This is a genomic window from Capnocytophaga sp. oral taxon 335 str. F0486 (assembly GCF_000277665.1).
GTDB lineage: Bacteria > Bacteroidota > Bacteroidia > Flavobacteriales > Flavobacteriaceae > Capnocytophaga > Capnocytophaga ochracea.
In genome coordinates, this window is sequence record NZ_AKFR01000034.1 from 216,198 (window position 1) to 239,881 (window position 23,684).

Genomic DNA, 23,684 nt, shown 5'->3' on the forward strand with positions numbered 1-23,684 from the left:
CACTGCTCATATTAGGTAGTGGGGCTATTTTTTTATAATAATGACAAAAGTAAATTGCACCGAGAGTTTCATTATCGAACTCTATCAAGAAAGTAAAAATATCAAACATCACGTAAGCAAACAGCGTATTAACGCCTTTGTAGAAGAACTCTTTCAGTTCTTATTTCTCATAGATGAGCGTACTTGTCTCTCTAAAGCGAATATAGAAGCACGCTATGAGGAATTGCGTTATGATTTTATCAGTATTGTAGATGATTTTTTGCAAAACGAACCTCAAAAAGAGCAACTGACTGATTATTACGATTGTATTTTGCCCACAATTTATGCTCAATTAAAACAAGATGCTCAGTATTTTATCGATAGTGACCCAGCAGCTACCTCTCTGAGAGAAGTACAAGTTACCTATCCTGGTTTCTTTGCTATTATGGTATATCGTATCGCTCACGAACTATGGACGCGCGAAGTACCACTCTTGCCCCGTATACTCACCGAATACGCCCATAGCAAAACAGGTATCGACATTCACCCAGGAGCAACCATTGGCGTCCCTTTTATGATAGACCACGGTACGGCTATCGTTATTGGTGAAACTACGGTTATAGGTAACCACGTAAAAGTATATCAAGGGGTTACCTTAGGGGCACTCTCAGTATCGGTAGATAAGGCTCATACTAAGCGTCATCCCACTATTCAAGACAATGTGGTAATTTACTCAGGTGCCACAATCTTAGGGGGTGAAACCGTAATAGGTCACGATAGTGTTATTGGTGGAAACGTATGGCTTACCCATAGTATAGAACCTTTTACTAAAGTTTTTCACAAGAGTCAAATTATAGTAAAAGACAACGAAGTGTATGAAGAACCTATTAATTTTGTAATTTAGTCTTTAAACATTAGTCCCTAATACCAATTCACTAATCATTAACCACTAACCATTAACAAACACGTAACTAATAAATAATTATATAATGTTGTACAAAAATGTTTTAGAACTTATCGGGCGTACTCCCGAAGTGAAAATTAATCGATTGTTTGGTAAAGATGCCAATGTATTTATCAAGTTAGAACGCTTGAACCCAGGCGGTAGTATTAAAGACCGTATCGCACTCGCAATGATTGAAGATGCTGAAAACAAAGGTATCCTCAATAAAAATACTGTGATTGTAGAGCCTACCTCAGGTAATACAGGGGTTGGACTTGCCTTAGTAGCTGCTGTAAAAGGTTATAAGCTCATTGTGGTAATGCCCGAATCTATGAGTATAGAGCGCCGTAAACTGGTATCGGCTTATGGAGCTGAGGTTGTATTAACTCCAAAAGAAAAAGGAACAGGAGGTGCCATTGCCAAAGCCCTCGAAATAGCCGAAGGTAAACCTAACTATTGGGTGCCTCAACAGTTCGAGAACCCTGCTAATCCTGAGGTACACGAGCGCACTACTGCTCAAGAAATCTTGCAATCCTTCCCCGATGGCTTTGATTATTTTGTAACAGGAGTCGGTACTGGTGGACATATTTCTGGGGTATCCAAAGTGCTTAAACAACACTTCCCTCATCTTAAAACCATAGCCGTAGAACCTGAACTATCACCCGTACTCAGTGGAGGGGCAGCTGGTCCTCACCCTCTACAAGGGATAGGCGCTGGTTTTGTGCCAAAGAACTATGATGCTAAGCTTGTAGATGATATTCTATTAATAAGTAAAGATGAGGCTTTTGAATATGCCCGCAAGTTAGCGAAAGAAGAAGGTATCTTAGCTGGTATTTCTACGGGAGCTTCTTTGGCAGCCGTAGCCAAAGTACTCAAAAAAGACCCTAAGGCACGTGTCCTTACTGTAAACTATGATACAGGCGAACGCTATTGGTCAGTAGAAGGACTCTTCTAATATATAGAAAAAAGAGGCTATCCGATTAGGATAGCCTCTTTTAGCTTTATAATGTTTCTTTTAGCCATTTGAAGAACGTTCTCTGCCATAAGAGTCCATTCTGAGGTTGTAATACCCAGTGGTTCTCATCAGGAAAATAAAGTAACTCACTTTTGATGCCTCTCAGTTGAGCTGCTGTAAAGGCTTGGAATCCCTGTTCTTCGGGTACTCGGTAGTCTTTCCCTCCGTGAATGATGAGAATAGGGGTGTCCCATTCTGTAATCTTTTCTATAGGATTAAACTCTTTATACGATTTTTGCGCTACAGCGTTCTTTTTATCCCAATAAGCACCTCCTATTTCGTTGTTGTTGAAGAAGAGCTCTTCGGTAGTGCCATACATACTTTGTAAGTTGAATACTCCGCAATGGGCAATAAACGTCTTAAAGCGTTTTTGGTGAATACCTGCTAAGTAGTAGATTGAATATCCTCCGTAGCTGGCTCCTATAGCTCCCAATCGTTCTTTGTCTACATAAGGTTCCTTAGCAATATCATCAATAGCCGATAGGTAGTCACGCATAGGCTGTCCGCCCCAATCTCCGCTAATTTCCGCATTCCATTCTACCCCAAAGCCTGGTAATCCTCTGCGGTTGGGAGCTATCACTATATAACCTTGCGAAGCCATTACTTGGAAGTTCCAACGGAAACTGTAAAACTGACTCACAACAGATTGTGGTCCTCCTTGGCAGTAGAGTAGGGTAGGGTACTTCTTGTTAGGGTCAAAGTTGGGTGGGTAAATTACCCAAGCGTGCATTCTCTTGCCGTCAGTAGTTTTGATGATACGCTCCTTAATAGGACATTCAGCAATCCCTTTATATAGCTCATCATTAAAATGTGAAAGCTGTGATAGTGTTATGCGTCCTTTTTTCTCTTTTAAATTGATAGTATACAGTTCAGCTGCGTGGTTCATATCCGTGCGCATCACCACCAATTGGTCACCTGCTTGTCCTACTATACTATTCACATCAAAAACGCCTTGTGTGAGTTGTCTTGGGGTGGTATCTTTACTAAAAGGAGCTACTACAAATACTTGCTCTGTTCCTTGGGTAGCCGCAATTAGGTATATTTGCTTCCCATCGTTGCTCCATCGGTAACTGAAAACAGTATTATCCCAATTAGCTGTAAGGTTAATGCGCTTGCCGTCCTTCAATATATAAAGGTCGTTTTTATCAGCTTCATTACCGTCGTGTGCCATACTCAGCCACGCAAGTACGCCTTCTTTGCTATACTGAGGGTTGGTGTCATACCCCATCATTCCTTTGGTGAGGTTTGTTGTTTTTTTCGAGGTGAGGTCGTACTCATAGATATCAGTATTAGTGCTCAGTACATAATCAGTACCTACTTTGGCTTTGGTAACATAAAGTACCTTTTTACCGTCGAGACTCCATATATAATCCTCATCACCTCCAAAAGGCAACTGCGGACAGTAATAGGGCAGTCCTTCCATTATATCGGTTTGCTTACCATTACTATCTTCTATCATCACGTGATTGTAACTGCCTTCATTCCACGTATCCCAATGACGGTGGTCTAAGCTACTGTACAGTTTTCCTGATGATTTTTCTAAGTCGGTATAGAAGTCTTTCCCTAAAACCGACTTTAATTTTATTTCCTTATGAGTGAGTTTTAGGCTTTTATCGGTATTGTATTTAGCTGTGAGTTTTTCTACCTCTTCTTTGCTTATAGGAATAGGTACACCTCCTTTTACGGCAAGTTTATAGTATTCTTTGTTAAAAGTATTTTCCTTTATATTTGGAGTACTCACACTCACCAATACATATTGCTGGTCGGGGGTAATACCTAAACCATTCACGCGATGTAGTTCCCATAGTTTTTCGGGGGTGAGAGGTTGTTGTGCTTGTATGCTATTAAATGCCATAACCGAAGCTAAAATAATAAGATGTTTTTTCATTCCTTAACAAATAAGGCAACAAGCCTTCCTAATAGTTTTACAATAAATTGGTAACTCTCTACTAAAAACGCTCTGATTTCTTTTAATACAAAGCCAATACCCGATTTGATAACAGGTTTTATACGGTTGTAAATAAACGATAACCATACGCACACGGCTATAAAGGCAGGCGCTCCTAATACCACTTGATAAGGTTTCAACTGCCCTCCGAAGTGCTGTATAAGCCCGTGTGAGGTAATACTACCGTATATGATAAAGCAGTGTATAACGTAAATCGATAGGGTGTTTTGCCCAATAGTTTTAATCAGTTGTGAAGTAATCACATTGCGCATTAGGGCAAAGAAACCAAACACGAGTAACACATTCCCCAAACGTAAATAAGCAAAATCCTGCATTAGTTGCTCAAAAAATGGCGAATGGTTAATATAGAACAGTTGTTCTATCATAAAGTGAAAACCCCACAACAAGAATGCTCCTACGCTTAGAAATAGCAGAATAGCATTACGGTATAGGTGAGGGTGATTTTTATATCGCTGAAATAGATATCCCATAAACCCTCCAAACGACACATAACCAAACCAAGGGAAAATAGGAAAGAAACTACCGTGTGCACGAGTCAGGTAATTAGCAATCGGCAAGGGTAGTGAATCAAAGCGCAAATCCTTGTAAAAAGGCTCAAAAGTGAACGCCAGTAGGGTAGTGGTGAGTAATATCGTAGGCATTACCCACGACTTGCGGTTATATGAAAGTAAGTAAGTAGCGATGAGCAACAAGAGTGAAAGCCCAATACAGTGCAGTACATCTACACTTTGGAAACTCATACGCAAGAAGTAAGCAATACCGATGAGCATCAGTCCACGCCTAATACCTTTCTTCACGCGAGGGTTATTCCAGCCTATTTTGGTTGCATCACTTTCTTTTACCAATAAAAAAGTGAAGATAAACCCCGAAACAGTGAAGAACACAGGAGCGGTAATACCAGTGCAGTAGTGCCATAGCCAGTATATAAAGTTATTTTCGTCGCGGTAGCGGTCAGCAAGTAGTCCATTTATAAAATGCCCTTGTAGCATCATACAGATAGCAAAGGCGCGAATCACATCTATGAAGTCAAGTCTGAATTTCTTTATTTTTTCCATAATCTTAATATCATAAAGAGGGTGCAAAGGTACAAAATAAATAACAATTAGCAAGTAATAGTTAAGAACTAACTAAGGAAAACGCACGGAATTTAATAAGTAAAGAAGTGTGGCTTACGTCATTATGAATTAAACAAAAATTGAGGTTTTCCCTTGTGTGAAAGGTTTTAGCAAAGTATTTTAGGTAGCTTGCTACCGATTTTTTTAAAATTTTGAAACTGACTTGCTTCAATTTCTGTTTCTTCTTTTTAAAACGAAATTTTATGTGTTTGACTTAATAGTATCAAAAAGCAACGAGCAATGTTAGCTCTTTTATAATAAAAGAACTTTACCAAAGTTTCAATAGCTTGTTGTGCTACAATCTTTGGCAAAGTTTTATTACTGTTAATCAGTTGTTTTTATCTATTGAAAGGCATTAACTACTAAAGAGGCATTGGGCGTTCTTTCTTCTTCACAGTCCCTACTATAGCCGAGATAATAACCCCTCCAATGGCAGAGCCCAATATCGATGAAAAGAATGTCCATACCACAGAAGGCTTGCTTTGAAGTGTTTTTTCGCGAAGCTCTTCCATTTGCTCTTCACTGAAATTAGAGGTAAAGGCACTCATTTTTTCCATTGTAACCTCTACTACTTTTTCATAATAGTTAGGGTCAATAACAGTAGTGTAGATTACACTGTAAATAGCAGCGATTACCCCTCCCACGAGAGCGGTTACTACCCCCACTTTAATAGCTTCTCCTACAGTTAAGAACCCGTCGTTAGCCGTTTTGTACTGCTGAACAGCCATCACGATAAAAACTACACAGATAGCTAAATTCAATAGCCAAGTGATAGCACCTATCAAAAAACTTCCAGTGTACAAAAGGTTAGTTACGTACAGTAATACGCTTAAAACTACACAAGCAACCCCTAATAAAATACCGTTTCTAAGTGCAATACTTAGGAAATTTACATTTTTTGTTTCCATAAACATTGAATATTTAAGTTAATGCCACAAAAGTAGAAAAAATATTAATACATACAATAAAAAAAATAAATTTTTCTTCTTTTTTTCTCATCCTGCGAACCCCCTTGTATAAATCATTTCTTATAAACACCAGTTCTACAACAAATTATCTTCTGCTCTCAATCTCATCTTCACTTTACTGTTATGAACTTTGCCAAGGTTTAACTTTGGCAAAGTTGAAGTCCTCCAATAACCTTCTTTTTATCTCTGTTTTAACGTTAACTTACCTTCATCTTTCCTTCGTTCATTGTTCGTCTTTTATTCGTCTTTTATTCGTTCATTGTTCGTCATTCCTTCGTTCATTGTTCGTCATTCCTTCGTTCATTGTTCGTCATTCCTTCGTTCATTGTTCGTCATTCCTTCGTTCATTGTTCGTCTTTTCTCTATCTGCCCGTGCAACTCGCACTGGCTTTTATTCATTGTAGAGCCACTGTAGAGCCACTGTAGAGCCACTGTAGAGCCACTGTAGAGCCACTGAAAAGCCTCTCATTGTTCAACTATCTTATAAGCTTTCTATAATCCTCTCCCAATTTCACCATTAATCATTAACCATTAATCATTAATCATTAACCATTAACCATTTTTTTATCTTTTACTTCTTAAAAACATAGATTTTTCCTATTATAGTTGTACATTTAAAAAAAAGTCGTACTTTTGTCGGTTAATAAATGTCTTTTTTACGCACTAAAATACTCAAAATGAAGTCAAACAAAGTAACTCTTAAAGTTATTGTGAGCTATGTATTGCTCATCTGCGTGTCTATTGTAGCTGGATATGTAGTTTATAAAGAAATACAAAAACTCTCACACCAAGAAGAAATTAACCAGCAAGACAGAAATAAAATTATACAAATTAGCAAGATACTCACCCTGATGAACGATACCGAAAGCGCAGGAAGGGTCGCTATACGTACCGATGATAGAGAAGCGCTTCAAGTTTTCTTAGAAAAGAATGTTACTTTACAGAATGAGGTACTAAAATTTCGTCGTGATATTACTTCCGAAAGACAGCTCTTAACCCTTGATACTATTACTTCTTTGCTAAATCTTAAAAGTGAAAACTTGCAGGAGTTAAAAGCTTTTCAAGAAAGCGACAGTACTTCTATCATTATTCGCAGTGCCATCAGTAAGCTCTCAAGTTTGGAACCTTATTTAGGTTATGAAGTATATAACAAAACCTATTCCCGACGTAAAAATAGAGAATATACCCCTGTTCCCGCTACTGATATTGCTTCTATCTTAAAGAAATATAAGAATATCAAGATTCCAAAAACGTTCAAAAATACCAAATTCGATAAGGTAGTAATGGAAACGCTTACCTTGCTCAATAAGGTAAATGAAGATACGCAAGAGTCTAAAAGCCAAATTAATGAACGAATGCAAAGCCTTTGGCAAAACGATGTGCGTTTATCTCAAAAACTTGACGACCTATTACATAATTTTGAAGAAGAGGTATTAGCTAATTCACAAAAGCTAAGTCAAGAGCGTCGAGCTATTTTTGAGAATAGTAAAAACCTATTGATGTTAGCCTTTTTGGTAGCTTTGGGCATTATAGCCATTTCTTCTATTGTGATTATCAATGATTTTGTTACCTCTCAACGTTATCGTCGCAAACTCGAAACCGCTAACCGGAAATCGTATAACCTACTGAAAAACCGTGAGCAACTCATTTCTATGGTAAGCCACGATTTGCGTACTCCATTGAGTTCTATTGTGGGATATTCCGAATTGCTTAGCAAACTGAAAATCTCCGATAAGGGTAAGAATTATCTTTCACATATCAAGTATTCATCAGAATATATATCTAAATTAGTAGATGAACTATTAGATTATACTCGTATCGAGGCAGGAAAAATATCTGTTGAAAAAGTTCCTTTCAATACCGCCGAAATTATTGATGAGGTAGCCAATAATGTGAAGTCAGCTTATAAAACTAAGGAAATAAACCTTACCTTCACTTTCTCCGAAACGGTAAATAATCTAAACTTTTCAAGCGATGCTTATCGTGTGAAGCAGATATTGTATAACCTCATTTCTAATGCCTTTAAGTTTACCGAACGTGGCAACGTACACATACAAGCCGATGCACGTCCGTTAAGCAACGATGTGTATGAAATAGGTATTGCCGTTACCGATACGGGTATTGGTATAAAGAAAGAACAGCAACAACACATCTTTGATGAGTTTACTCAAGCCAACGATGAGATTTCTAAGCGTTATGGAGGTTCTGGTTTAGGCTTGCATATCTCTCAAAAATTAGCACATCTGCTCAGAGGTAAGATATATTTAGAGAGCAACGAAGGCAAGGGCAGTACCTTTACCTTACGCTTCTTAGCCGAAAAAGTAGTAGAGCGAACCAAAGCACCTCAAATTATAACCTCGAACAAGCCCGCCAATAAGATTACAATTATAGTAATTGATGACGATTTCTCTATCCTTAGTCTCATTGAAGAACTCTTGAAGCAGAAAGACATTAACGCTATTACGTTTAACAATGGTAAAGATGCGTTTACTCAAATGACTAACCATAATTTCGACTTGGTAATTACCGATATACAATTGCCCGAAATGAATGGCTTCCACTTTGTAACGCTCTTCAATGAACAGTATAAGAACAACCCGCTTCCTGTATTAGCCATTACAGGCAGACGAGACGTGCCCGAAAGTTTTTATATGAAGAGTGGCTTCTCCGGTATCCTTCCTAAACCGTTTACTCCTGAGCAGTTTTATGAGAAACTAAAAGTCTTTTTCCCTAAGCTCGACACCAAAGTAGAACAAAAGACAATTATCTTAACCGATAATGTTACCACAGGAGGATATACTCCTAAGGTATTGGAGAACTTTATGGGAGATGATATAGAAGGTATTGTTAATATTTATCAACATTTCTTAGCCGAAACAGATACTAACTTGGAAAACTTAAAAATCTATGTTGATAATAAGGATTACAAAGGTATTAAGGCAATAGCTCATAAAATGACCAGTATGTTTGCACAAATAAATGCCAAGCGTGAATCCGAAATACTTATCTACTTAAATAAGGTAACTAATGAAAGCATTTCAGATTTACATTCTCAAATTCATAAGTTAGAACAGCTGTTTAACAATGAATGTAAACCAGCTATTGAAAGTTATTTAAAGAAAATAATGCAATAAGTTAAATATAATAAATAATAATATTTTAGAATTAAAAAACCACCATACTATGATTAAAGAATCTGAACTTATCTTGAATCCCGATGGTAGTATTTACCACATCAATTTGCGACCTGAACAAGTAGCCGATACTGTTATTTTGGTAGGCGACCCTAACCGTGTGCCTCGTGTGAGTGCTTATTTTGACAATATAGAATTTAGCACCCAAAAACGCGAATTCTGCACCCATACAGGTACTTATAAAGGTAAACGCCTTACTGTAATTTCTACAGGTATAGGTCCTGACAATATCGACATTGTTATCAACGAGCTCGATGCCCTTGCCAACATTGATTTGAACACCCGTAAGCCCAAAGAGCAGCTCACATCGCTCAATATAGTGCGTTTCGGTACCTCGGGCTCTCTACAAGCCGATATACCCGTAGATAGTTTTGTGCTATCTTCTCACGGATTGGGTATGGACAATATGTTCCATTCGTATAAAGATAGTCCTAAGGTACGTGAACTCGCTATGGAAGAGGCTTTTATTGCTCATACAGGTTGGAATCCTCTCAAAGGTCATCCTTATATCATCGCTTGCGGACAAGAACTCAAAAAACGCCTCCTCACCGATAGAGTATTCGAAGGTATTACAGGTACTGCTCCAGGCTTCTACGGTCCTCAAGGACGCGTATTGCGCTTGCCAGTGCAAGACCCTGAACTTAATGATAAACTCCACAGCTTCAATCACAATGGGCATCGTATGACGAACCTCGAAATGGAAACCTCAGCCATCTATGGGCTTTCTAAACTCTTAGGACACCAAGCTGTTTCGCTCAATGCTATCATTGCCAACCGCCCTACAGGTACTTTCACTAAGGATACTAAAAAAGTAGTAGAAGATTTGATAGTATATGGCTTAGAACAATTGGCAAAATAGTCGCTATATAAAAGTGAATATGACACCTCTCACAGGTCAAGAACTCCACAATTTAGCGATGAACATTGTAGGTGAAGCCTTACAAAAGGAACTACAATGGGAATTTCTATTAGTGAATAGTGAACTCAAACGCGACCCTCAGTTTGTATGTGTAGATAAAAACAACCAAAAGTACTTCATCATTGTGCGGGCTGTCCCTTATGGCGACGACCCTACCGAGTATGATATCGTATTTATGGAAGTGGTGCGCAAACACGCCGAAAAACACAACGCTCGCACTTTCTATGCAGGTGTAGGGCTTAGCAATGTAGCAGATGAAACCCTCCCTCTATATAAAGATGAACCTTATAAACTCAACTTTCAAGGGCTTATCGAAATTTGCTAATTGACAAATTTGCTAATTGACAAATTATTCGTACTTTTGCCACTCAAAAATAAAGAAAGTAACCAATGAAAATAAATGAATCATTGAACGTACATAGCAGCTTACTACAACTCATTGGCAATACACCTCTATTGGAATTGCACAAAATTACCAAAGGTCTCAAAGGGCGTTATTTTGCTAAACTCGAAGCTTTCAATGTGGGTCATTCTGCTAAGGATAGGGTGGCTAAGTACATTGTAGAAGATGCCGAACGCAAGGGATTACTTAAACCAGGTAGTACCATCGTAGAAACTAGCTCTGGCAATACAGGCTACAGTTTAGCAATGATAAGTGCCCTAAGAGGCTACCGCTGTATCATCGCTATTAGCGATAAATCGTCTCACGACAAGGTGGAAATGCTCCAAGCCTTAGGGGCTGAAGTGCATTTGTGTCCTGCAAATGTTACTCCCGATGACCCTCGATCTTATTATGAAGTCGCAAAACGCATACACAGCGAAATCCCCGATTCAATTTACATCAATCAGTATTTCAATCCGCTCAACCCTGAGGCTCATTATCTATCTACTGGTCGTGAGATATGGGAACAAACACAAGGCGAGATTACTCACGTGGTGGTATGTAGTGGAACAGGCGGTACCATTTCAGGTATTGCTCACTACCTAAAAGAGCAAAACCCAAGAGTGCAAGTATTAGGGGTAGATGCCTATGGTTCAGCTATTAAAAAATATCACGAAACCCGAGAGTTTGACCCTGCTGAAGTATATCCATACAAAATAGAAGGAATGGGTAAAAACTTGATTCCTACTGCTACTGATTTTGATGTTATTGATGAGTTCATCAAAGTAACCGATAAAGATGCGGCACTCACCGCTCGTGAATTGGCACGTACTGAAGGACTTTTTATGGGCTACACTAGTGGGGCTGCAATACAAGCGGTAAAACAATATGCTGAGGCAGGTAAATTCGACGAAAATAGTATTGTAGTTGCCCTCCTCGCCGATCACGGTTCGCGCTATATGAACAAAATCTACAGCGACGACTGGATGAAAAAACAAGGATTTATTGACTAACAATTATCAATTAACAAAATAAGATAAAGAACGAATGAAAGATTTATTTGAGCATATTTATGCAAATAAAGGAAGTATAGGGCGCTGGTCTGACCACGCCGAGGGATATTATGTATTCCCTAAATTGGAAGGCGAATTAGGCCCTCATATGAAATTTCAAGGAAAAGAAATCCTCAACTGGAGTATCAACGACTATTTAGGACTTGCAAACCACCCTGAAGTCCGCAAAGTAGATGCCGAAGCAGCTGCCGAGTATGGTGCAGCTTACCCTATGGGGGCTCGTATGATGAGCGGGCATACTACTATGCACGAAGAACTCGAAAAACGTTTAGCCAAATTTGTACACAAAGAAGCATCTTATTTGCTCAACTTCGGTTACCAAGGAATGGTGTCTATTATCGATGCTTTGGTTACCAAAAACGATGTGATTGTATACGATGTTGATGCACACGCTTGTATCATCGATGGGGTACGCTTGCACTTTGGTAAACGCTATACCTATCAACACAACGATATGGAGAGCTTTGAGAAAAACTTAGAGCGTGCTGCCAAATTAGCTGAAACTACAGGAGGCGGTATCTTGGTGATTTCAGAAGGTGTTTTCGGGATGCGTGGCGAACAAGGCAAACTTAAAGAAATCGTAGCCTTTAAAAAGAAATATCCTTTCCGCCTTTTGGTAGACGATGCGCACGGTTTTGGTACCTTAGGCCCTCGTGGAGAAGGAACTGGTGTTCACCAAGGCGTACAAGATGAAATTGATGTTTATTTCTCTACTTTTGCCAAATCAATGGCAGGTATTGGGGCTTTCGTAGCTGGAAATGCCAAAGTAGTAGATTATCTTAAATACAATCTCCGCTCTCAAATGTTTGCTAAATCACTTCCGATGATTTATGTAAAAGGTGCTTTGAAACGTTTGGAAATGATGGAAACAATGCCCGAACTACAACAAAAGTTATGGGACAATGTAAATCGTTTGCAAAACGGACTTAAAGAGCGTGGATTCAATATCGGTAATACCAATACTTGCGTAACGCCTGTATTCTTGCACGGTAGTATTCCTGAAGCAATGGCGATGGTAAACGACCTACGCGAGCACTATGGTATCTTCTTGTCAATAGTAGTTTATCCTGTGATTCCAAAAGGAATGATACTCTTGCGTATTATCCCTACCGCTTCACATAGTAAAGAAGATATCGACCGTACTTTGGAAGCATTCTCAGCGATTCGTGAGAAACTCGAAACAGGCGTATACCGCGCTATGAATGCTGAACTTACTAAAGAAATGGGAGATATGTAATTAATTATTAAATTGAAAAAAATACTTTGCCAAAGTGAGATAGCTTACTGTGCTACGACCAACTTTGGCAAAGTTTTTGTGTATGCCCACCTTGTTAAATTATTAATTGTTCATTGTTAATTGTCATTCCTACATATAACGAAATTGAAAATATAGAAGCTATCATAAAAGCAGTATTTGCCCAAAGTGATGAGTTTCACATTCTTATTGTAGACGACAATTCTCCTGATGGTACTGCCGATAAGGTACGCGAATTACAAAATATTTACCCTAACCAACTTTTTTTAGAGGTACGCACAGAGAAAAAGGGCTTAGGAACAGCTTATATTCACGGATTTCAGTGGGCATTGACACATAACTATGAATATATTTTTGAGATGGATGCCGATTTTTCTCATAACCCCACTGACCTTTTGCGACTTTATGAGGCTTGTCAGCAAGGTGCTGATGTTGCGATTGGGTCGCGTTATGTAAAAGGTGTGAATGTAGTGAATTGGCCCTTGCAGCGCATCTTGTTATCTTATGGGGCTTCTATCTATGTGAGGGTGATTACAGGAATGAAAATTAAAGACCCTACTGCTGGCTTTGTGTGTTACCACCGAAGGGTATTAGAGCATATCAACCTCAAAACTATTAGATTTGTGGGCTATGCCTTTCAAATAGAGATGAAGTATCGCGCTTATCTCAAGAAGTTTAAAATTACAGAAGTACCTATCATCTTTACCGATAGAATTAAAGGAAAATCAAAAATGAATAAAAGCATTATCCGTGAAGCTATCTTTGGCGTTATCGGAATGCGATTTAAGAAATAAATCAGCATAAAGAATTATGGAATTTATAAGAAAAAGACTCAAAAGCTTACAATATGTATTTCAAGGTTTGTTTTATTTAATAAAGAATGAACCCCCAGTGATGGTACACATCGTCATCTCTTTAGTATGGGTGATTTTAGGCTTTTGTTTCGGCATTACTACCAATGAGTGGATTGTACAACTGTTGTGTATCGCTATAGTGTTATCAGTTGAAGGACTCAATACAGCCGTTGAAAAGCTATGCGACTTTATTCACCCCGATCATCATAAAACTATTGGGATTATCAAAGATGTAGCTGCTGGAAGTGTAGGCTTTGCTGTGATACCTGTAAGCATTGTGCTTTGTGTCATCTATTATCCTTATGTAATGGGACTCTTTTAATTTTTACTATGAAAGATATAGTAAAAGGGTATTTAGCAGCTTTTATTTCGGCGGTTACTTATGGTATGATTCCGCTGTTTATGATTCCTATCAAGCAGCAAGGTTTTTCAGTAGATGCAGCACTTTTCTATCGTTTCATTACTACAAGTCTCTTTATTATGGGGTATCTTTTCTACCGAAAAGAGACACTGTGCATTACCCCGCGCGAAGTATTTATCTTTCTTGTTTTAGGATTGCTGTACGCCCTTTCAGCTGAATTTCTCTTTCTTGCCTACGATTTGCTCTCCCCAGGAATTGCTTCTACTATATTTTTTATGTATCCGCTTATAGTAGCACTTGCCTTGGGTATTTTCTTCAAAGAACATATTACTTTTCCTACGATTTTAGCACTTTTTATTGTATTAATAGGGGTTTTCTTACTCAGTGTAAAAGATGTAACAAACTTTTCAATCAACTATGTAGGGGCAGGAGTATCATTACTTGGGGCAATTTCGTATGCACTCTATATGCTTATTGTCAATAAGTCAAAAATATCAGCTTCAGGAATAAAAGTATCGTTTTATTCTACCTTATTTTCTTCAGTTTATTTTCTTGTAAAACTATGGGTTATAGGTACCCCTCTCCCTATCCCCGAGGTAAAGATGAGTTTACTACTCACAAGTTTTGGTATAGTAACTACTTTGTTTTCTATCATCACCCTTATTTATGCTATCAGAATGATAGGTTCTACTCCTACGGCTATTATTGGGGTAATGGAACCCATTGTAGCAGTAACTATTAGTATTTGGATATTTCAACAAGAAAGTCTTACAACAAATCTTATTATAGGAGTGCTACTCATTATCATCGCGGTAATGATAGATATCTTAAAAAGAAAAAAGTAGAGTTACATTGTATCTCTACTTTTATAATATTCTTACTTTACTTCTGTACCATTAGTAATTCCATCGGCATCAGGATTGATGAAGGTGTATTTGCCTTCGGAGTTCTCTACCATTAGTATCATTCCTTGGCTTTCTACTCCGCGTAGTTTGCGTGGAGCAAGGTTTACCAATACGGTTACCTTTTTACCTATAATCTCTTCAGGAGCAAAACTTTGGGCTATACCGGAAACGATAGTGCGTTTATCAATACCTGTATCTACTTTTAAAATGAGAAGTTTATCTGCCTTAGGCATCTTTTCAGCTTCCAAGATAGTACCAATGCGAATGTCCATCTTTGCAAAATCATCGTAACTGATGAGTTCTTTTTGTGGAGCTACTTCAGTTTCACCATTGGCTTGGGCTTCTTGCTTATTAGCTAATTTAGTGTTCTCTAAACGCTGTAATTGCTTTTCGATAGCGGCATCTTCAATCTTTTCAAAAAGAAGTTCTGCAACCCCTATGCGATGACCTGTTTTGAGGAGCTCAGTAGCATTTGTTTTTAGGTTCTCCCAAGTGATAGATCCCAATTGTAACATACGTTTCAGTTTCTCGGAAGTGAAAGGCAAGAAAGGTTCGCTGGCAACTGCCAAAGCTGTTGCAATTTGTAAAGCTATGTACATTACAGTCTTTACGCGCTCTGGGTCAGTTTTGATGAGTTTCCAAGGTTCTTCATCAGCTAAATATTTATTGCCTAAGCGTGCCATATTCATCAACTCTTGTTGGGCTTCGCGAAAACGGTAACGTTCTAATGATTGTTCTATCTTATCGGTAAGTTCTGTGATTTGACGAAGTGTTTCAGTATCTACGTTATTATAAGTATCTGCTTGTGGTACTACTCCTTCATAATATTTCTGTGTTAGCACTACCACTCTATTGATGAAATTTCCAAAGATAGCCACAAGTTCGTTGTTGTTACGCGCTTGGAAGTCTTTCCAAGTAAAGTCGTTGTCTTTGGTTTCCGGAGCGTTGGCGGTAAGAACATAACGCAATACATCTTGCTGATTAGGAAAATCTTGCAAATACTCGTGTAACCACACTGCCCAGTTTTTGGAGGTAGAGAGTTTGTTACCTTCTAAGTTGAGGAACTCATTGGCAGGCACGTTAGTAGGCAATATATAACTGCCTTCGGCTTTGAGCATCGCTGGGAAGATAATGCAGTGAAATACGATATTGTCTTTCCCAATGAAATGCACCAATTGGGTATTAGAATCTTGCCAATAAGGACGCCAGTCTTTGCCTTCGCGTTCAGCCCACTCTTTAGTAGAAGATATATAACCAATAGGCGCATCGAACCACACGTAGAGCACTTTGCCTTCAGCGCCTTCTACAGGTACGGGAATTCCCCAATCGAGGTCGCGGGTTACAGCACGCGGTTTGAGTTCGTCGTCTAACCAACTTTTCACCTGCCCATATACATTAGGTTTCCAATCGGATTTGTGACCTTCTAATATCCATTTTTCCAAAAACTCTTGGTAACGATTGAGGGGTAAAAACCAGTGTTTGGTAGCTTTTAACGTAGGTTTGCTTCCTGTGATTGACGATTTAGGGTCGATGAGGTCGGTAGCGTTGAGTGAACTACCACAACGCTCGCATTGATCGCCGTAAGCCTCGGGGTTACCACATTTCGGACAAGTACCAATCACAAAGCGGTCGGCAAGGAATTGGTGTGCCTCTTCATCATAGAGTTGTTCGGATATTTCTTCTATAAAATCACCTTGTTCATACAGTTTTTTGAAGAAATCGGAAGCTGTTTGATGATGAATGGGAGCAGAAGTACGCGAATAATTGTCGAATGAAATGCCAAAATCAGCAAACGATTGCTTGATAATCGCGTGGTATTTATCGATAATAGCCTGTGGGGTAGTACCTTCTTTTTTGGCTTTGATAGAGATGGCTACTCCGTGTTCATCGCTTCCGCAAATAAAGGCTACATCGTTGTTTTTTAAGCGTTGATAACGTGCAAAAATATCAGCTGGCACATATACTCCCGCCAAATGACCGATGTGAATAGGTCCATTGGTATAGGGTAGGGCTGCCGTAATGGTATAACGTTTAGACATTTTTTGAGTTTTGAATTATATATTTTTGGGTGGCAAAGGTACGAATAAAAGTGAAAAGTGAAAAGTGAAAAGTGAAAAAGTATATTCTACGAGTGCGAGCGACGCGGGCAGATGGGGAAAAGACGAATAAAGAACGAACAAAAGACGGTGCGAGCCACACGGGCAGATGGAGAAAAGACGAATAAAGAACGAACAAAAGACGGTGCGAGCCGCACGGGCAGATAGAGAAAAGACGAATAAAGCCCGAACAAAAGACGGTGCGAGCCGCACGGGCAGATGGAGAAAAGACGAATAAAAAACGAACAAAAGACGAAGGAATGACGAACAAAAGACGAACAAAGAACGAACAAAGAACGAACAAAAGACGAACAAAAGACGAACAATGAACGAAGAAAGGATGGGAATAAAGTGAATCTAACGCAAAGATAAGTTGGAGCAAATTTAATGTACTTGGTTCAGAAAAGTATTAAAAATTTGCTCAAATAAAAAAATAAACCATATCTTTGCCTAATGAATATTTGGAGGCAAGTCGATTTTTAATAATCTTGAACAGAACTGATGAAAAAACTCAAATTTCCTACCCCTTACACCGTACTGATGCTGGTGATAGTGTTGGCTGCGAGCCTTACTTTTTTGTTGCCATCGGGGTCATATAGCACTTTGCAATATGATAAGCAACAAGACTCTTTTGTGATACACACTGCAAATAATTCTTATACTGTACCTGCTACTCAAGAACAACTCGACGGCTTGGGTATTCATATTCAGTTGAGCAAATTTAAAGATGAAAAAATTAAGAAACCTATTTCGATACCTAATACTTATGTGCAGAGTGTACCTCACCCGCAAGGAGCTAAATCTGTGCTTTTTGCACCTATACGAGGAATCTACGACAGTATAGAGGTGATTCTCTTCGTACTCATATTAGGGGGCTTTATAGGGGTGTTCAACAGTTCGGGAGCACTAAATATGGGCGTAGGCTATTTGGCACACCGACTCAAAGGGCGCGAGGGTATCCTTATCGTTCTGCTCACTACTCTGTTGGCGCTGGGAGGCACTTCCTTTGGATTAGCCGAAGAGACGCTTGCTTTCTACCCTATGTTAGTGCCTATTTTTTTAGCAGCGGGCTACGACTTAATGGTACCCTTAGCAGTGATTTACATAGGTTCAAATGTAGGCTCTATGGCATCGACTACCAATCCGTTTGCGGTAATTATTGCCTCAGATGCCGCCGGAGTAGATTGGACGTCGGGGCTTAGCATACGTGTGATAGCTTTAGCGGTATGTGTACTGATAAGCATTATTTATATTATTCGTTATGCCGAGAAAGTACGCAAACACCCCGAGAAGTCAATTGTGTATGGAGTAGTCCTCCCTGAAATTTACAATGCCAATGCCCCTGAAAAGACTACTTCCTTAGAGCTTTCTACTAAAATAGAGCTCTTAGTATTTGCGCTCTCGTTTATAGTGATGATTGTAGGTGTATCGCAATGGGAATGGTGGTTTCAAGAGATGACAGCTCTCTTCTTGGTAGCTGCTGTTGTGATTGCTATCTTACAACGCAGTAGTGAACAACAGTTTATCAGTCAGTTTATGGCAGGAGCACGCGATTTGCTGAGCGTAGCCTTTATCATAGGGATAGCCAGAGGGGTATCGTTTATACTGAACGACGGACAAATATCGGGTACGATTTTGCATTACGCCACCGACCTTGTACAAGGAATGTCGCCAATGGTCTTTTTGCCAATGCTGATGTTAGTATTTGGTGTACTGAGTTTATTTATAGCTTCTTCCTCAGGAATGGCGGTACTCACGATGCCTATCATAGGGTCACTGGCTTCGGTTGTGGGAGTAGAAGGGCACAGTGTGGTGAATGCTTATCTTTTTGGAATGGGTATTATGGGGCTTATCACCCCTACGGGACTTATCTTACCTTCACTAGCAATGGTGAATATTAACTACAAACAATGGTTGCAGTTTTGTATGCCATTGGTGATTATCTTTGCAGTAGTACTTACTATCTTATTGTGGATTTAAAATATAAAACTTATGAATATCACTTTTATTATCATTCTTCTTGCGACTATAGCAATGAGTTATTATGGATTTAAGAATCCTACTTTTTTCAACCGTTATAAGTTCAATGTAGGAGCAGTGCAAAAGGGCGATTATGTGCGATTGGTATCCTCAGGCTTCTTGCACGCCAACTGGGAACACCTCATTTTTAATATGATTTCACTCTACTTCTTTCAAGATGTGATTATCGGTTCTATGGGGAACCTAATGTTCTTGCTTATCTATTTTGGTTCAATGCTACTGGGGAGTGTGTTCAGTTTGTACATTTACAAAAAACAGCCCTATTACTCCGCCATAGGGGCTTCGGGAGCTGTATCGGGGATTATCTTTGCAGCTATTGCTCTATATCCTACAGCGTTAAGTGTAAACTTCTTACCGGGTTGGCTCTTTGGAGCATTATACTTTGGGTATTCGGTATTTATGATGTTCAACCCACAACAAGGAGACAATTTAGGGCACGCAGCTCATTTAGGTGGGGCACTCTTTGGCTTGGCAGTAGTAATAGTCTACGCTCCTGAGGTAGTGATACGCCACGCTTTCTATTTGGGAATAATGGCATTGCCTTTGGGCTATATGGGAGTACGGTTGCTGAAGAAATGAGGGAATTAAAAGATTAGCAAATCATTATGAGTTATCTACAAGAAGTTATTACCGATGTTTTAGAAAACTATTCTGATAAGATAGAGCGTCTTGTGTTTGTTACTACGGGTAAACGCCCTGCACTCTTCCTCAAAAAACACTTTGCCGAGCAAGTAAAGCACGCTACTATTGCCCCTGAGTTCATCGGGATAGCCGACCTATTTACGCGTATTTCGGACGTGCAACCTATCAGCAATTTGCCTTTGCTTTTTGAGTTTTACGATTGCTATGTAAAGACTTGCAAAACAACCCCCGATAGTTTTGAAGAGTTCCTCAGCTGGGGACAAACAGCTCTCAAAGATTTTAGTGAAATCGATCAATATTTGGTAAACCCCGATAAGATATTTCCTTATATCCACGCCCTCAAAGAAGTCGAACATTGGTCAGGTATGGACGAACTTAGCGAGATGCAGAAAAAACACTTAGAGTTTTGGAATAGCCTCGGCGATTACTATTTCGCTCTCAACAGCAAACTCACCGAAATGGGTAAAGGTTATGGCGGTTTCATTGCTAAAAAAGCGGTAGAAAAACTCTTCGAATACCTGCAAACACACACTAATACCATTCATATATTCGTCGGCTTCAATGCCCTTTCCAAAGCCGAACAGAAAGTTATACAATCGATACTAATAGATATTGGTGGCGAAATTTATTGGGACGGCGATACTTATTTTTTGAACAATCCAGCCCACGATGCGGGTTTCTTCTTGCGCAAGTATATAAAAAGCTGGCGTTATTACCAAACCCATAAACCTAAGTTTATACAAAGTAACTACGAAAAAGAAAAAGAACTCTATCTCACAGGGGTACCTAAAAGCATCAATCAGGCGCATAGTGTAGCCGAACTGCTCAAAAATACCCCTGCCAAAGCATTGGAAAAAACCGCCCTCATCATCGCCGATGAGAATCTGCTCATCCCTGTACTGCAAGCTGTACAACCCAAAACAAGTGTAAACATCACAATGGGTTACCCTTTGCAGCAAACCCCTCTCAATGACCTTTTTGTTGCCTATTTCCGCTTGCATCTTTCCAAGAGTTTTTACTATAAAGATATACTGAACCTGCTCTCTCAACCTTTCTTGCACACCTTGCTAAAAGAAGAAGTGGTACACCATATTTCGGAGTTCATCAAAAAACACAACCTCACCTATATCACTCGTAAAAAATTATTTGAGTCGGTAGATGAAACCGAACACGAAATGCTTACTTTACTATTCCCCGATGCCAAAGGCAAAGCACTCATCACTATCCTTATTGACAATGCTATTACACTTATCTATCGCCTAAAAGCACAAATCGACCCTGAGAGCAATACTCACCTACTAACTCGAGAGTACGCTTATCGTTTCTTTCAGTTATTCAATCAGTTGAAGCAGTTGCAAGAGCAGTACAACTATATAGATTCGGTGAAAACGCTTTATCATTTCTACTTAGATGTATTGCAAAAAAATGCTCTCAATTTCCGCGGAGAGCCTTTGGAAGGCTTGCAAGTGATGGGGGTACTGGAAAGTCGTAGTTTAGATTTTGAGCGCGTGATTATCACTTCAGTAAACGAAGGGGTATTACCCTTAGGCAAAAGTGGCGATTCACTTATTCCTTATGACGTGAAACACGAATTAGAACTGCCTACCTACAAAGAGCGTGATGCTGTGTATAGTTACAACTTCTATCGTATTTTGCAGCGTGCCAAACAAGTACACTTATTCTACGACACCGAGATGGGTAGCCTAAAAAGTAAGGAAAAGAGTAGGTTTATCCTCCAATTGTTAGCCGAGAAACTCCCTAATCACGATGTTGTACACCAAATCAAAGCTCCAGAGGTATATCCTACTGTGTTGCGACCTCTTAACATCAAAAAAACGACCTCTGTAATCGATGCACTAAAAGCCCTTGCCGAGAAAGGCATTTCACCTTCAGCACTAATTACCTACATTCGCAATCCGCTTACTTTCTACGAGCAACAAGTGCTACAAGTATACGAGGAAAAAGAGGTAGAAGAAACTGTTGAAGCACGCACTTTTGGAAATATAGTACACGGAACTTTAGAAGATTTGTACACGCCTTTCTTAAACGAAATACTCACCGAAGAGCACTTCAAAAAAATGCAACCTTTGGTACTCCCTACTATCGAAAAACGCTTTGAGGAAGAATACAGAAGTACTGATTTTAGGACTGGTAAAAACTTGCTTATTTTCAATGTAATAGAGAAGTATGTGCGTAGTTTTTTAACTTTAGAACTCAACGAAATAAAAAGTGGTACCGAAATCATTCCTCTGTATTTAGAACAGAAGATAAAGATACCTTTCCAAGCTCCTCACCTCCCCTTCCCTATCTATTTCAAGGGAATTATCGACCGTGTAGACAGACGCAATGGGGTGTTGCACATTATCGACTACAAAACGGGTATTGTAGAAGAAACCGATGTGCGCATCAAAGATTGGAATAACCTCATTACCGATATTAAGTACGGCAAAGCCTTCCAGCTGCTCACTTATGCTTATATGATTACTAAGCACTTAAATATCAATGAAAAAATGATAGTTGCTAACCTATCGTTCAAGCGTTTGCAAAAAGGTCTCTTGCCTTTCCATACCTATATCGACAAGGTAAAAGACTATGATGTAACCGCTCAAACTCTCGCTTTGTACAGTGAATACACCGAAGAACTATTGTGCGAAATCTTTGATATAGAGAGACCTTTTTATGAGAAAGTATAGTGTTTGAATCTTATATTTCTTTTGTGTGTTTATCAACTTAACATTTTCTGAGCTTTTTTTACAGCTTCTACAAAGGTATCTATTTCTTCAAAGGTATTGTAAACAGCAAAGCTGGCACGAACTGTACCTGGTATACAGTAGAAGTCCATAATAGGTTGGGCACAATGATGCCCCGTACGCACAGCAATTCCAAATTGGTCGAGAATTACACCTACATCGTAAGGGTGAATGTTTTGTAAGTTAAATGATATAACAGCGGTACGCTTACTCAAATCATCATTACCGTAAAGAGTAATGCCTTCTATATTTTGTAATTTAGCGATAGCATATTCTAATAATTTGTGTTCGTGTGTAGCAATAGCTTCCATTCCCAATTGCTGTATATAGTCAATTGTTGCTCCAAACGCAATACCTCCACAAATATTAGGAGTACCTGCTTCAAACTTATAAGGGAGGTCGGCATAAGTACTCTCTTCAAAATGCACTTCTTTTATCATTTCTCCCCCTCCTTGATAAGGAGGTAATTGTAATAGTAATTCTTCTTTACCATACAACGCTCCTATCCCCGTAGGTCCGTACATTTTATGAGCTGAGACAGCATAGAAATCAACATCGAGAGTTTGCATATCGGGTTGCAAATGTGGGGCTGCTTGTGCTCCATCTACCAATACAACTGCTCCTACGCGGTGTGCTTTTTCTATAATTTCTTCTATAGGGTGAATATTTCCTAAGGCGTTCGATACGTGCTGTACACACACTATCTTCGTACGCTTATTTAGCAGTTGGTTATATACCTTTAAGTCCAAAATTCCCTTCTCATTCATCGGGATTATCTTTAAGGTAGCCCCACTCCGTTGACAAGCTAATTGCCAAGGTACTATATTGCTGTGGTGTTCTGAAGCCGAAATAATTACTTCGTCTCCCTCTTGCATCAGTGCGCCATAACCATTAGCCACTAAATTAATACTGTGGGTAGTTCCCGCAGTAAAAAGAATTTCAGAGCTTTTACGGGCATTGAAGTGGCGTTGTAGTTTTTTCCTCGCTTCTTCATAAGCATCGGTAGCTTCTTGGCTGAGAGTGTGTACTCCACGGTGTATATTAGCATTTTGGTAACTGTAATAATGCACTATTGCCTCTATCACTTGTGTAGGTGTTTGCGAAGTTGCTCCATTATCAAAATAGATAAGAGGTTTGTTATGAATAGTGCGTGAGAGTATAGGGAAGTCTGTTCTTATTTCAAGAATACTTTTCATTGTTCGTTATTTTGGGTGCAAAGATACA

Annotated in this window: 18 protein-coding genes; 13 read left to right on the forward strand and 5 right to left on the reverse strand. The window is 39.2% G+C overall.

Going from position 1 to position 23,684, the window contains the following annotated elements:
- Positions 1 to 40 precede the first annotated feature (40 nt).
- Together HMPREF1320_RS09195 and cysK are read left to right on the forward strand one after the other, a co-directional pair.
- Complete coding sequence (locus HMPREF1320_RS09195; RefSeq protein WP_002671719.1) at positions 41 to 883, forward strand: serine O-acetyltransferase; 843 nt, start codon at positions 41 to 43, stop codon at positions 881 to 883.
- A gap of 85 nt (positions 884 to 968) precedes the next feature.
- Positions 969 to 1,877: a cysteine synthase A gene (cysK, locus tag HMPREF1320_RS09200; RefSeq protein ID WP_002671722.1), complete on the forward strand. Its 909-nt coding sequence runs from the start codon at positions 969 to 971 to the stop codon at positions 1,875 to 1,877.
- Positions 1,878 to 1,923: 46 nt separating this feature from the next.
- On the opposite strand, the gene HMPREF1320_RS09205 is transcribed toward cysK, so the two are convergent.
- The 3 genes from HMPREF1320_RS09205 to HMPREF1320_RS09215 form a co-directional block, all read right to left on the reverse strand.
- Positions 1,924 to 3,825 carry a S9 family peptidase gene (locus tag HMPREF1320_RS09205; protein ID WP_009418372.1) on the reverse strand — a complete coding sequence of 634 codons (1,902 nt, stop codon included), beginning with the start codon at positions 3,823 to 3,825 and terminating at the stop codon, positions 1,924 to 1,926.
- Positions 3,822 to 4,961: a heparan-alpha-glucosaminide N-acetyltransferase domain-containing protein gene (locus HMPREF1320_RS09210; protein ID WP_034554464.1), complete on the reverse strand. Its 1,140-nt coding sequence runs from the start codon at positions 4,959 to 4,961 to the stop codon at positions 3,822 to 3,824. Before HMPREF1320_RS09210 ends, HMPREF1320_RS09205 begins: the two co-directional genes overlap by 4 nt.
- A gap of 422 nt (positions 4,962 to 5,383) precedes the next feature.
- Positions 5,384 to 5,935: a DUF4199 domain-containing protein gene (locus tag HMPREF1320_RS09215; RefSeq protein WP_009418447.1), complete on the reverse strand. Its 552-nt coding sequence runs from the start codon at positions 5,933 to 5,935 to the stop codon at positions 5,384 to 5,386.
- A gap of 731 nt (positions 5,936 to 6,666) precedes the next feature.
- On the opposite strand from HMPREF1320_RS09215, the gene HMPREF1320_RS09220 reads away from it, so the two are divergent.
- The 8 genes from HMPREF1320_RS09220 (at position 6,667) to HMPREF1320_RS09255 (ending at position 14,872) form a co-directional block, all read left to right on the forward strand.
- On the forward strand, positions 6,667 to 9,123 hold the full coding sequence (locus tag HMPREF1320_RS09220) for a hybrid sensor histidine kinase/response regulator (RefSeq protein WP_009418330.1): 2,457 nt from the start codon (positions 6,667 to 6,669) through the stop codon (positions 9,121 to 9,123).
- A gap of 49 nt (positions 9,124 to 9,172) precedes the next feature.
- The gene (locus HMPREF1320_RS09225) at positions 9,173 to 10,042 is read left to right on the forward strand and encodes a nucleoside phosphorylase (protein WP_009418444.1); all 870 of its coding nucleotides are present in this window, start codon (positions 9,173 to 9,175) and stop codon (positions 10,040 to 10,042) included.
- A 19-nt stretch (positions 10,043 to 10,061) separates the two neighbouring features.
- Positions 10,062 to 10,427, forward strand: a complete 366-nt coding sequence (locus tag HMPREF1320_RS09230) for a hypothetical protein (RefSeq protein ID WP_009418312.1) — start codon at positions 10,062 to 10,064, stop codon at positions 10,425 to 10,427.
- 65 nt (positions 10,428 to 10,492) lie between these two features.
- Entirely contained in the window at positions 10,493 to 11,497 is a 1,005-nt protein-coding gene (locus tag HMPREF1320_RS09235) for a PLP-dependent cysteine synthase family protein (RefSeq protein WP_009418286.1), read from the forward strand.
- A 34-nt stretch (positions 11,498 to 11,531) separates the two neighbouring features.
- Positions 11,532 to 12,794: an aminotransferase class I/II-fold pyridoxal phosphate-dependent enzyme gene (locus HMPREF1320_RS09240; protein WP_009418449.1), complete on the forward strand. Its 1,263-nt coding sequence runs from the start codon at positions 11,532 to 11,534 to the stop codon at positions 12,792 to 12,794.
- A gap of 113 nt (positions 12,795 to 12,907) precedes the next feature.
- Positions 12,908 to 13,606: a polyprenol monophosphomannose synthase gene (locus HMPREF1320_RS09245; RefSeq protein ID WP_009418350.1), complete on the forward strand. Its 699-nt coding sequence runs from the start codon at positions 12,908 to 12,910 to the stop codon at positions 13,604 to 13,606.
- Positions 13,607 to 13,622: 16 nt separating this feature from the next.
- A complete protein-coding gene (locus HMPREF1320_RS09250) occupies positions 13,623 to 13,988 on the forward strand; it encodes a diacylglycerol kinase family protein (protein ID WP_034554468.1) in 366 nt (121 codons plus the stop codon).
- An 8-nt stretch (positions 13,989 to 13,996) separates the two neighbouring features.
- Complete coding sequence (locus HMPREF1320_RS09255; RefSeq protein ID WP_009418266.1) at positions 13,997 to 14,872, forward strand: DMT family transporter; 876 nt, start codon at positions 13,997 to 13,999, stop codon at positions 14,870 to 14,872.
- A gap of 32 nt (positions 14,873 to 14,904) precedes the next feature.
- Here the strand turns inward: HMPREF1320_RS09255 and metG are convergent, their stop codons facing one another.
- Complete coding sequence (gene metG, locus HMPREF1320_RS09260; RefSeq protein WP_009418448.1) at positions 14,905 to 16,971, reverse strand: methionine--tRNA ligase; 2,067 nt, start codon at positions 16,969 to 16,971, stop codon at positions 14,905 to 14,907.
- 558 nt (positions 16,972 to 17,529) lie between these two features.
- On the opposite strand from metG, the gene HMPREF1320_RS09265 reads away from it, so the two are divergent.
- From HMPREF1320_RS09265 to HMPREF1320_RS09275, 3 genes are read left to right on the forward strand one after another with little or no spacing between them, the layout of a single operon-like run.
- Positions 17,530 to 19,008, forward strand: a complete 1,479-nt coding sequence (locus HMPREF1320_RS09265; protein ID WP_009418406.1) for a YfcC family protein — start codon at positions 17,530 to 17,532, stop codon at positions 19,006 to 19,008.
- Between the two features lie 12 nt (positions 19,009 to 19,020).
- Positions 19,021 to 19,647, forward strand: a complete 627-nt coding sequence (locus HMPREF1320_RS09270) for a rhomboid family intramembrane serine protease (RefSeq protein ID WP_009418419.1) — start codon at positions 19,021 to 19,023, stop codon at positions 19,645 to 19,647.
- Between the two features lie 26 nt (positions 19,648 to 19,673).
- On the forward strand, positions 19,674 to 22,403 hold the full coding sequence (locus HMPREF1320_RS09275) for a PD-(D/E)XK nuclease family protein (protein WP_009418284.1): 2,730 nt from the start codon (positions 19,674 to 19,676) through the stop codon (positions 22,401 to 22,403).
- Between the two features lie 32 nt (positions 22,404 to 22,435).
- Here the strand turns inward: HMPREF1320_RS09275 and HMPREF1320_RS09280 are convergent, their stop codons facing one another.
- Positions 22,436 to 23,656, reverse strand: coding sequence for an aminotransferase class V-fold PLP-dependent enzyme (locus tag HMPREF1320_RS09280; protein WP_009418428.1), 1,221 nt, complete (start codon positions 23,654 to 23,656; stop codon positions 22,436 to 22,438).
- Positions 23,657 to 23,684: the final 28 nt, after the last annotated feature.

Excerpts from the sequence above, each read along its gene's own strand:
- HMPREF1320_RS09195 (WP_002671719.1), top strand. The coding sequence starts at position 41 with ATGACAAAAGTAAATTGCACCGAGAGTTTCATTATCGAACTCTATCAA.
- cysK (WP_002671722.1), top strand. The coding sequence starts at position 969 with ATGTTGTACAAAAATGTTTTAGAACTTATCGGGCGTACTCCCGAAGTG.
- HMPREF1320_RS09205 (WP_009418372.1), bottom strand. The coding sequence starts at position 3,825 with ATGAAAAAACATCTTATTATTTTAGCTTCGGTTATGGCATTTAATAGC.
- HMPREF1320_RS09210 (WP_034554464.1), bottom strand. The coding sequence starts at position 4,961 with ATGGAAAAAATAAAGAAATTCAGACTTGACTTCATAGATGTGATTCGC.
- HMPREF1320_RS09215 (WP_009418447.1), bottom strand. The coding sequence starts at position 5,935 with ATGTTTATGGAAACAAAAAATGTAAATTTCCTAAGTATTGCACTTAGA.
- HMPREF1320_RS09220 (WP_009418330.1), top strand. The coding sequence starts at position 6,667 with ATGAAGTCAAACAAAGTAACTCTTAAAGTTATTGTGAGCTATGTATTG.
- HMPREF1320_RS09225 (WP_009418444.1), top strand. The coding sequence starts at position 9,173 with ATGATTAAAGAATCTGAACTTATCTTGAATCCCGATGGTAGTATTTAC.
- HMPREF1320_RS09230 (WP_009418312.1), top strand. The coding sequence starts at position 10,062 with ATGACACCTCTCACAGGTCAAGAACTCCACAATTTAGCGATGAACATT.
- HMPREF1320_RS09235 (WP_009418286.1), top strand. The coding sequence starts at position 10,493 with ATGAAAATAAATGAATCATTGAACGTACATAGCAGCTTACTACAACTC.
- HMPREF1320_RS09240 (WP_009418449.1), top strand. The coding sequence starts at position 11,532 with ATGAAAGATTTATTTGAGCATATTTATGCAAATAAAGGAAGTATAGGG.
- HMPREF1320_RS09250 (WP_034554468.1), top strand. The coding sequence starts at position 13,623 with ATGGAATTTATAAGAAAAAGACTCAAAAGCTTACAATATGTATTTCAA.
- HMPREF1320_RS09255 (WP_009418266.1), top strand. The coding sequence starts at position 13,997 with ATGAAAGATATAGTAAAAGGGTATTTAGCAGCTTTTATTTCGGCGGTT.
- metG (WP_009418448.1), bottom strand. The coding sequence starts at position 16,971 with ATGTCTAAACGTTATACCATTACGGCAGCCCTACCCTATACCAATGGA.
- HMPREF1320_RS09265 (WP_009418406.1), top strand. The coding sequence starts at position 17,530 with ATGAAAAAACTCAAATTTCCTACCCCTTACACCGTACTGATGCTGGTG.
- HMPREF1320_RS09270 (WP_009418419.1), top strand. The coding sequence starts at position 19,021 with ATGAATATCACTTTTATTATCATTCTTCTTGCGACTATAGCAATGAGT.
- HMPREF1320_RS09275 (WP_009418284.1), top strand. The coding sequence starts at position 19,674 with ATGAGTTATCTACAAGAAGTTATTACCGATGTTTTAGAAAACTATTCT.
- HMPREF1320_RS09280 (WP_009418428.1), bottom strand. The coding sequence starts at position 23,656 with ATGAAAAGTATTCTTGAAATAAGAACAGACTTCCCTATACTCTCACGC.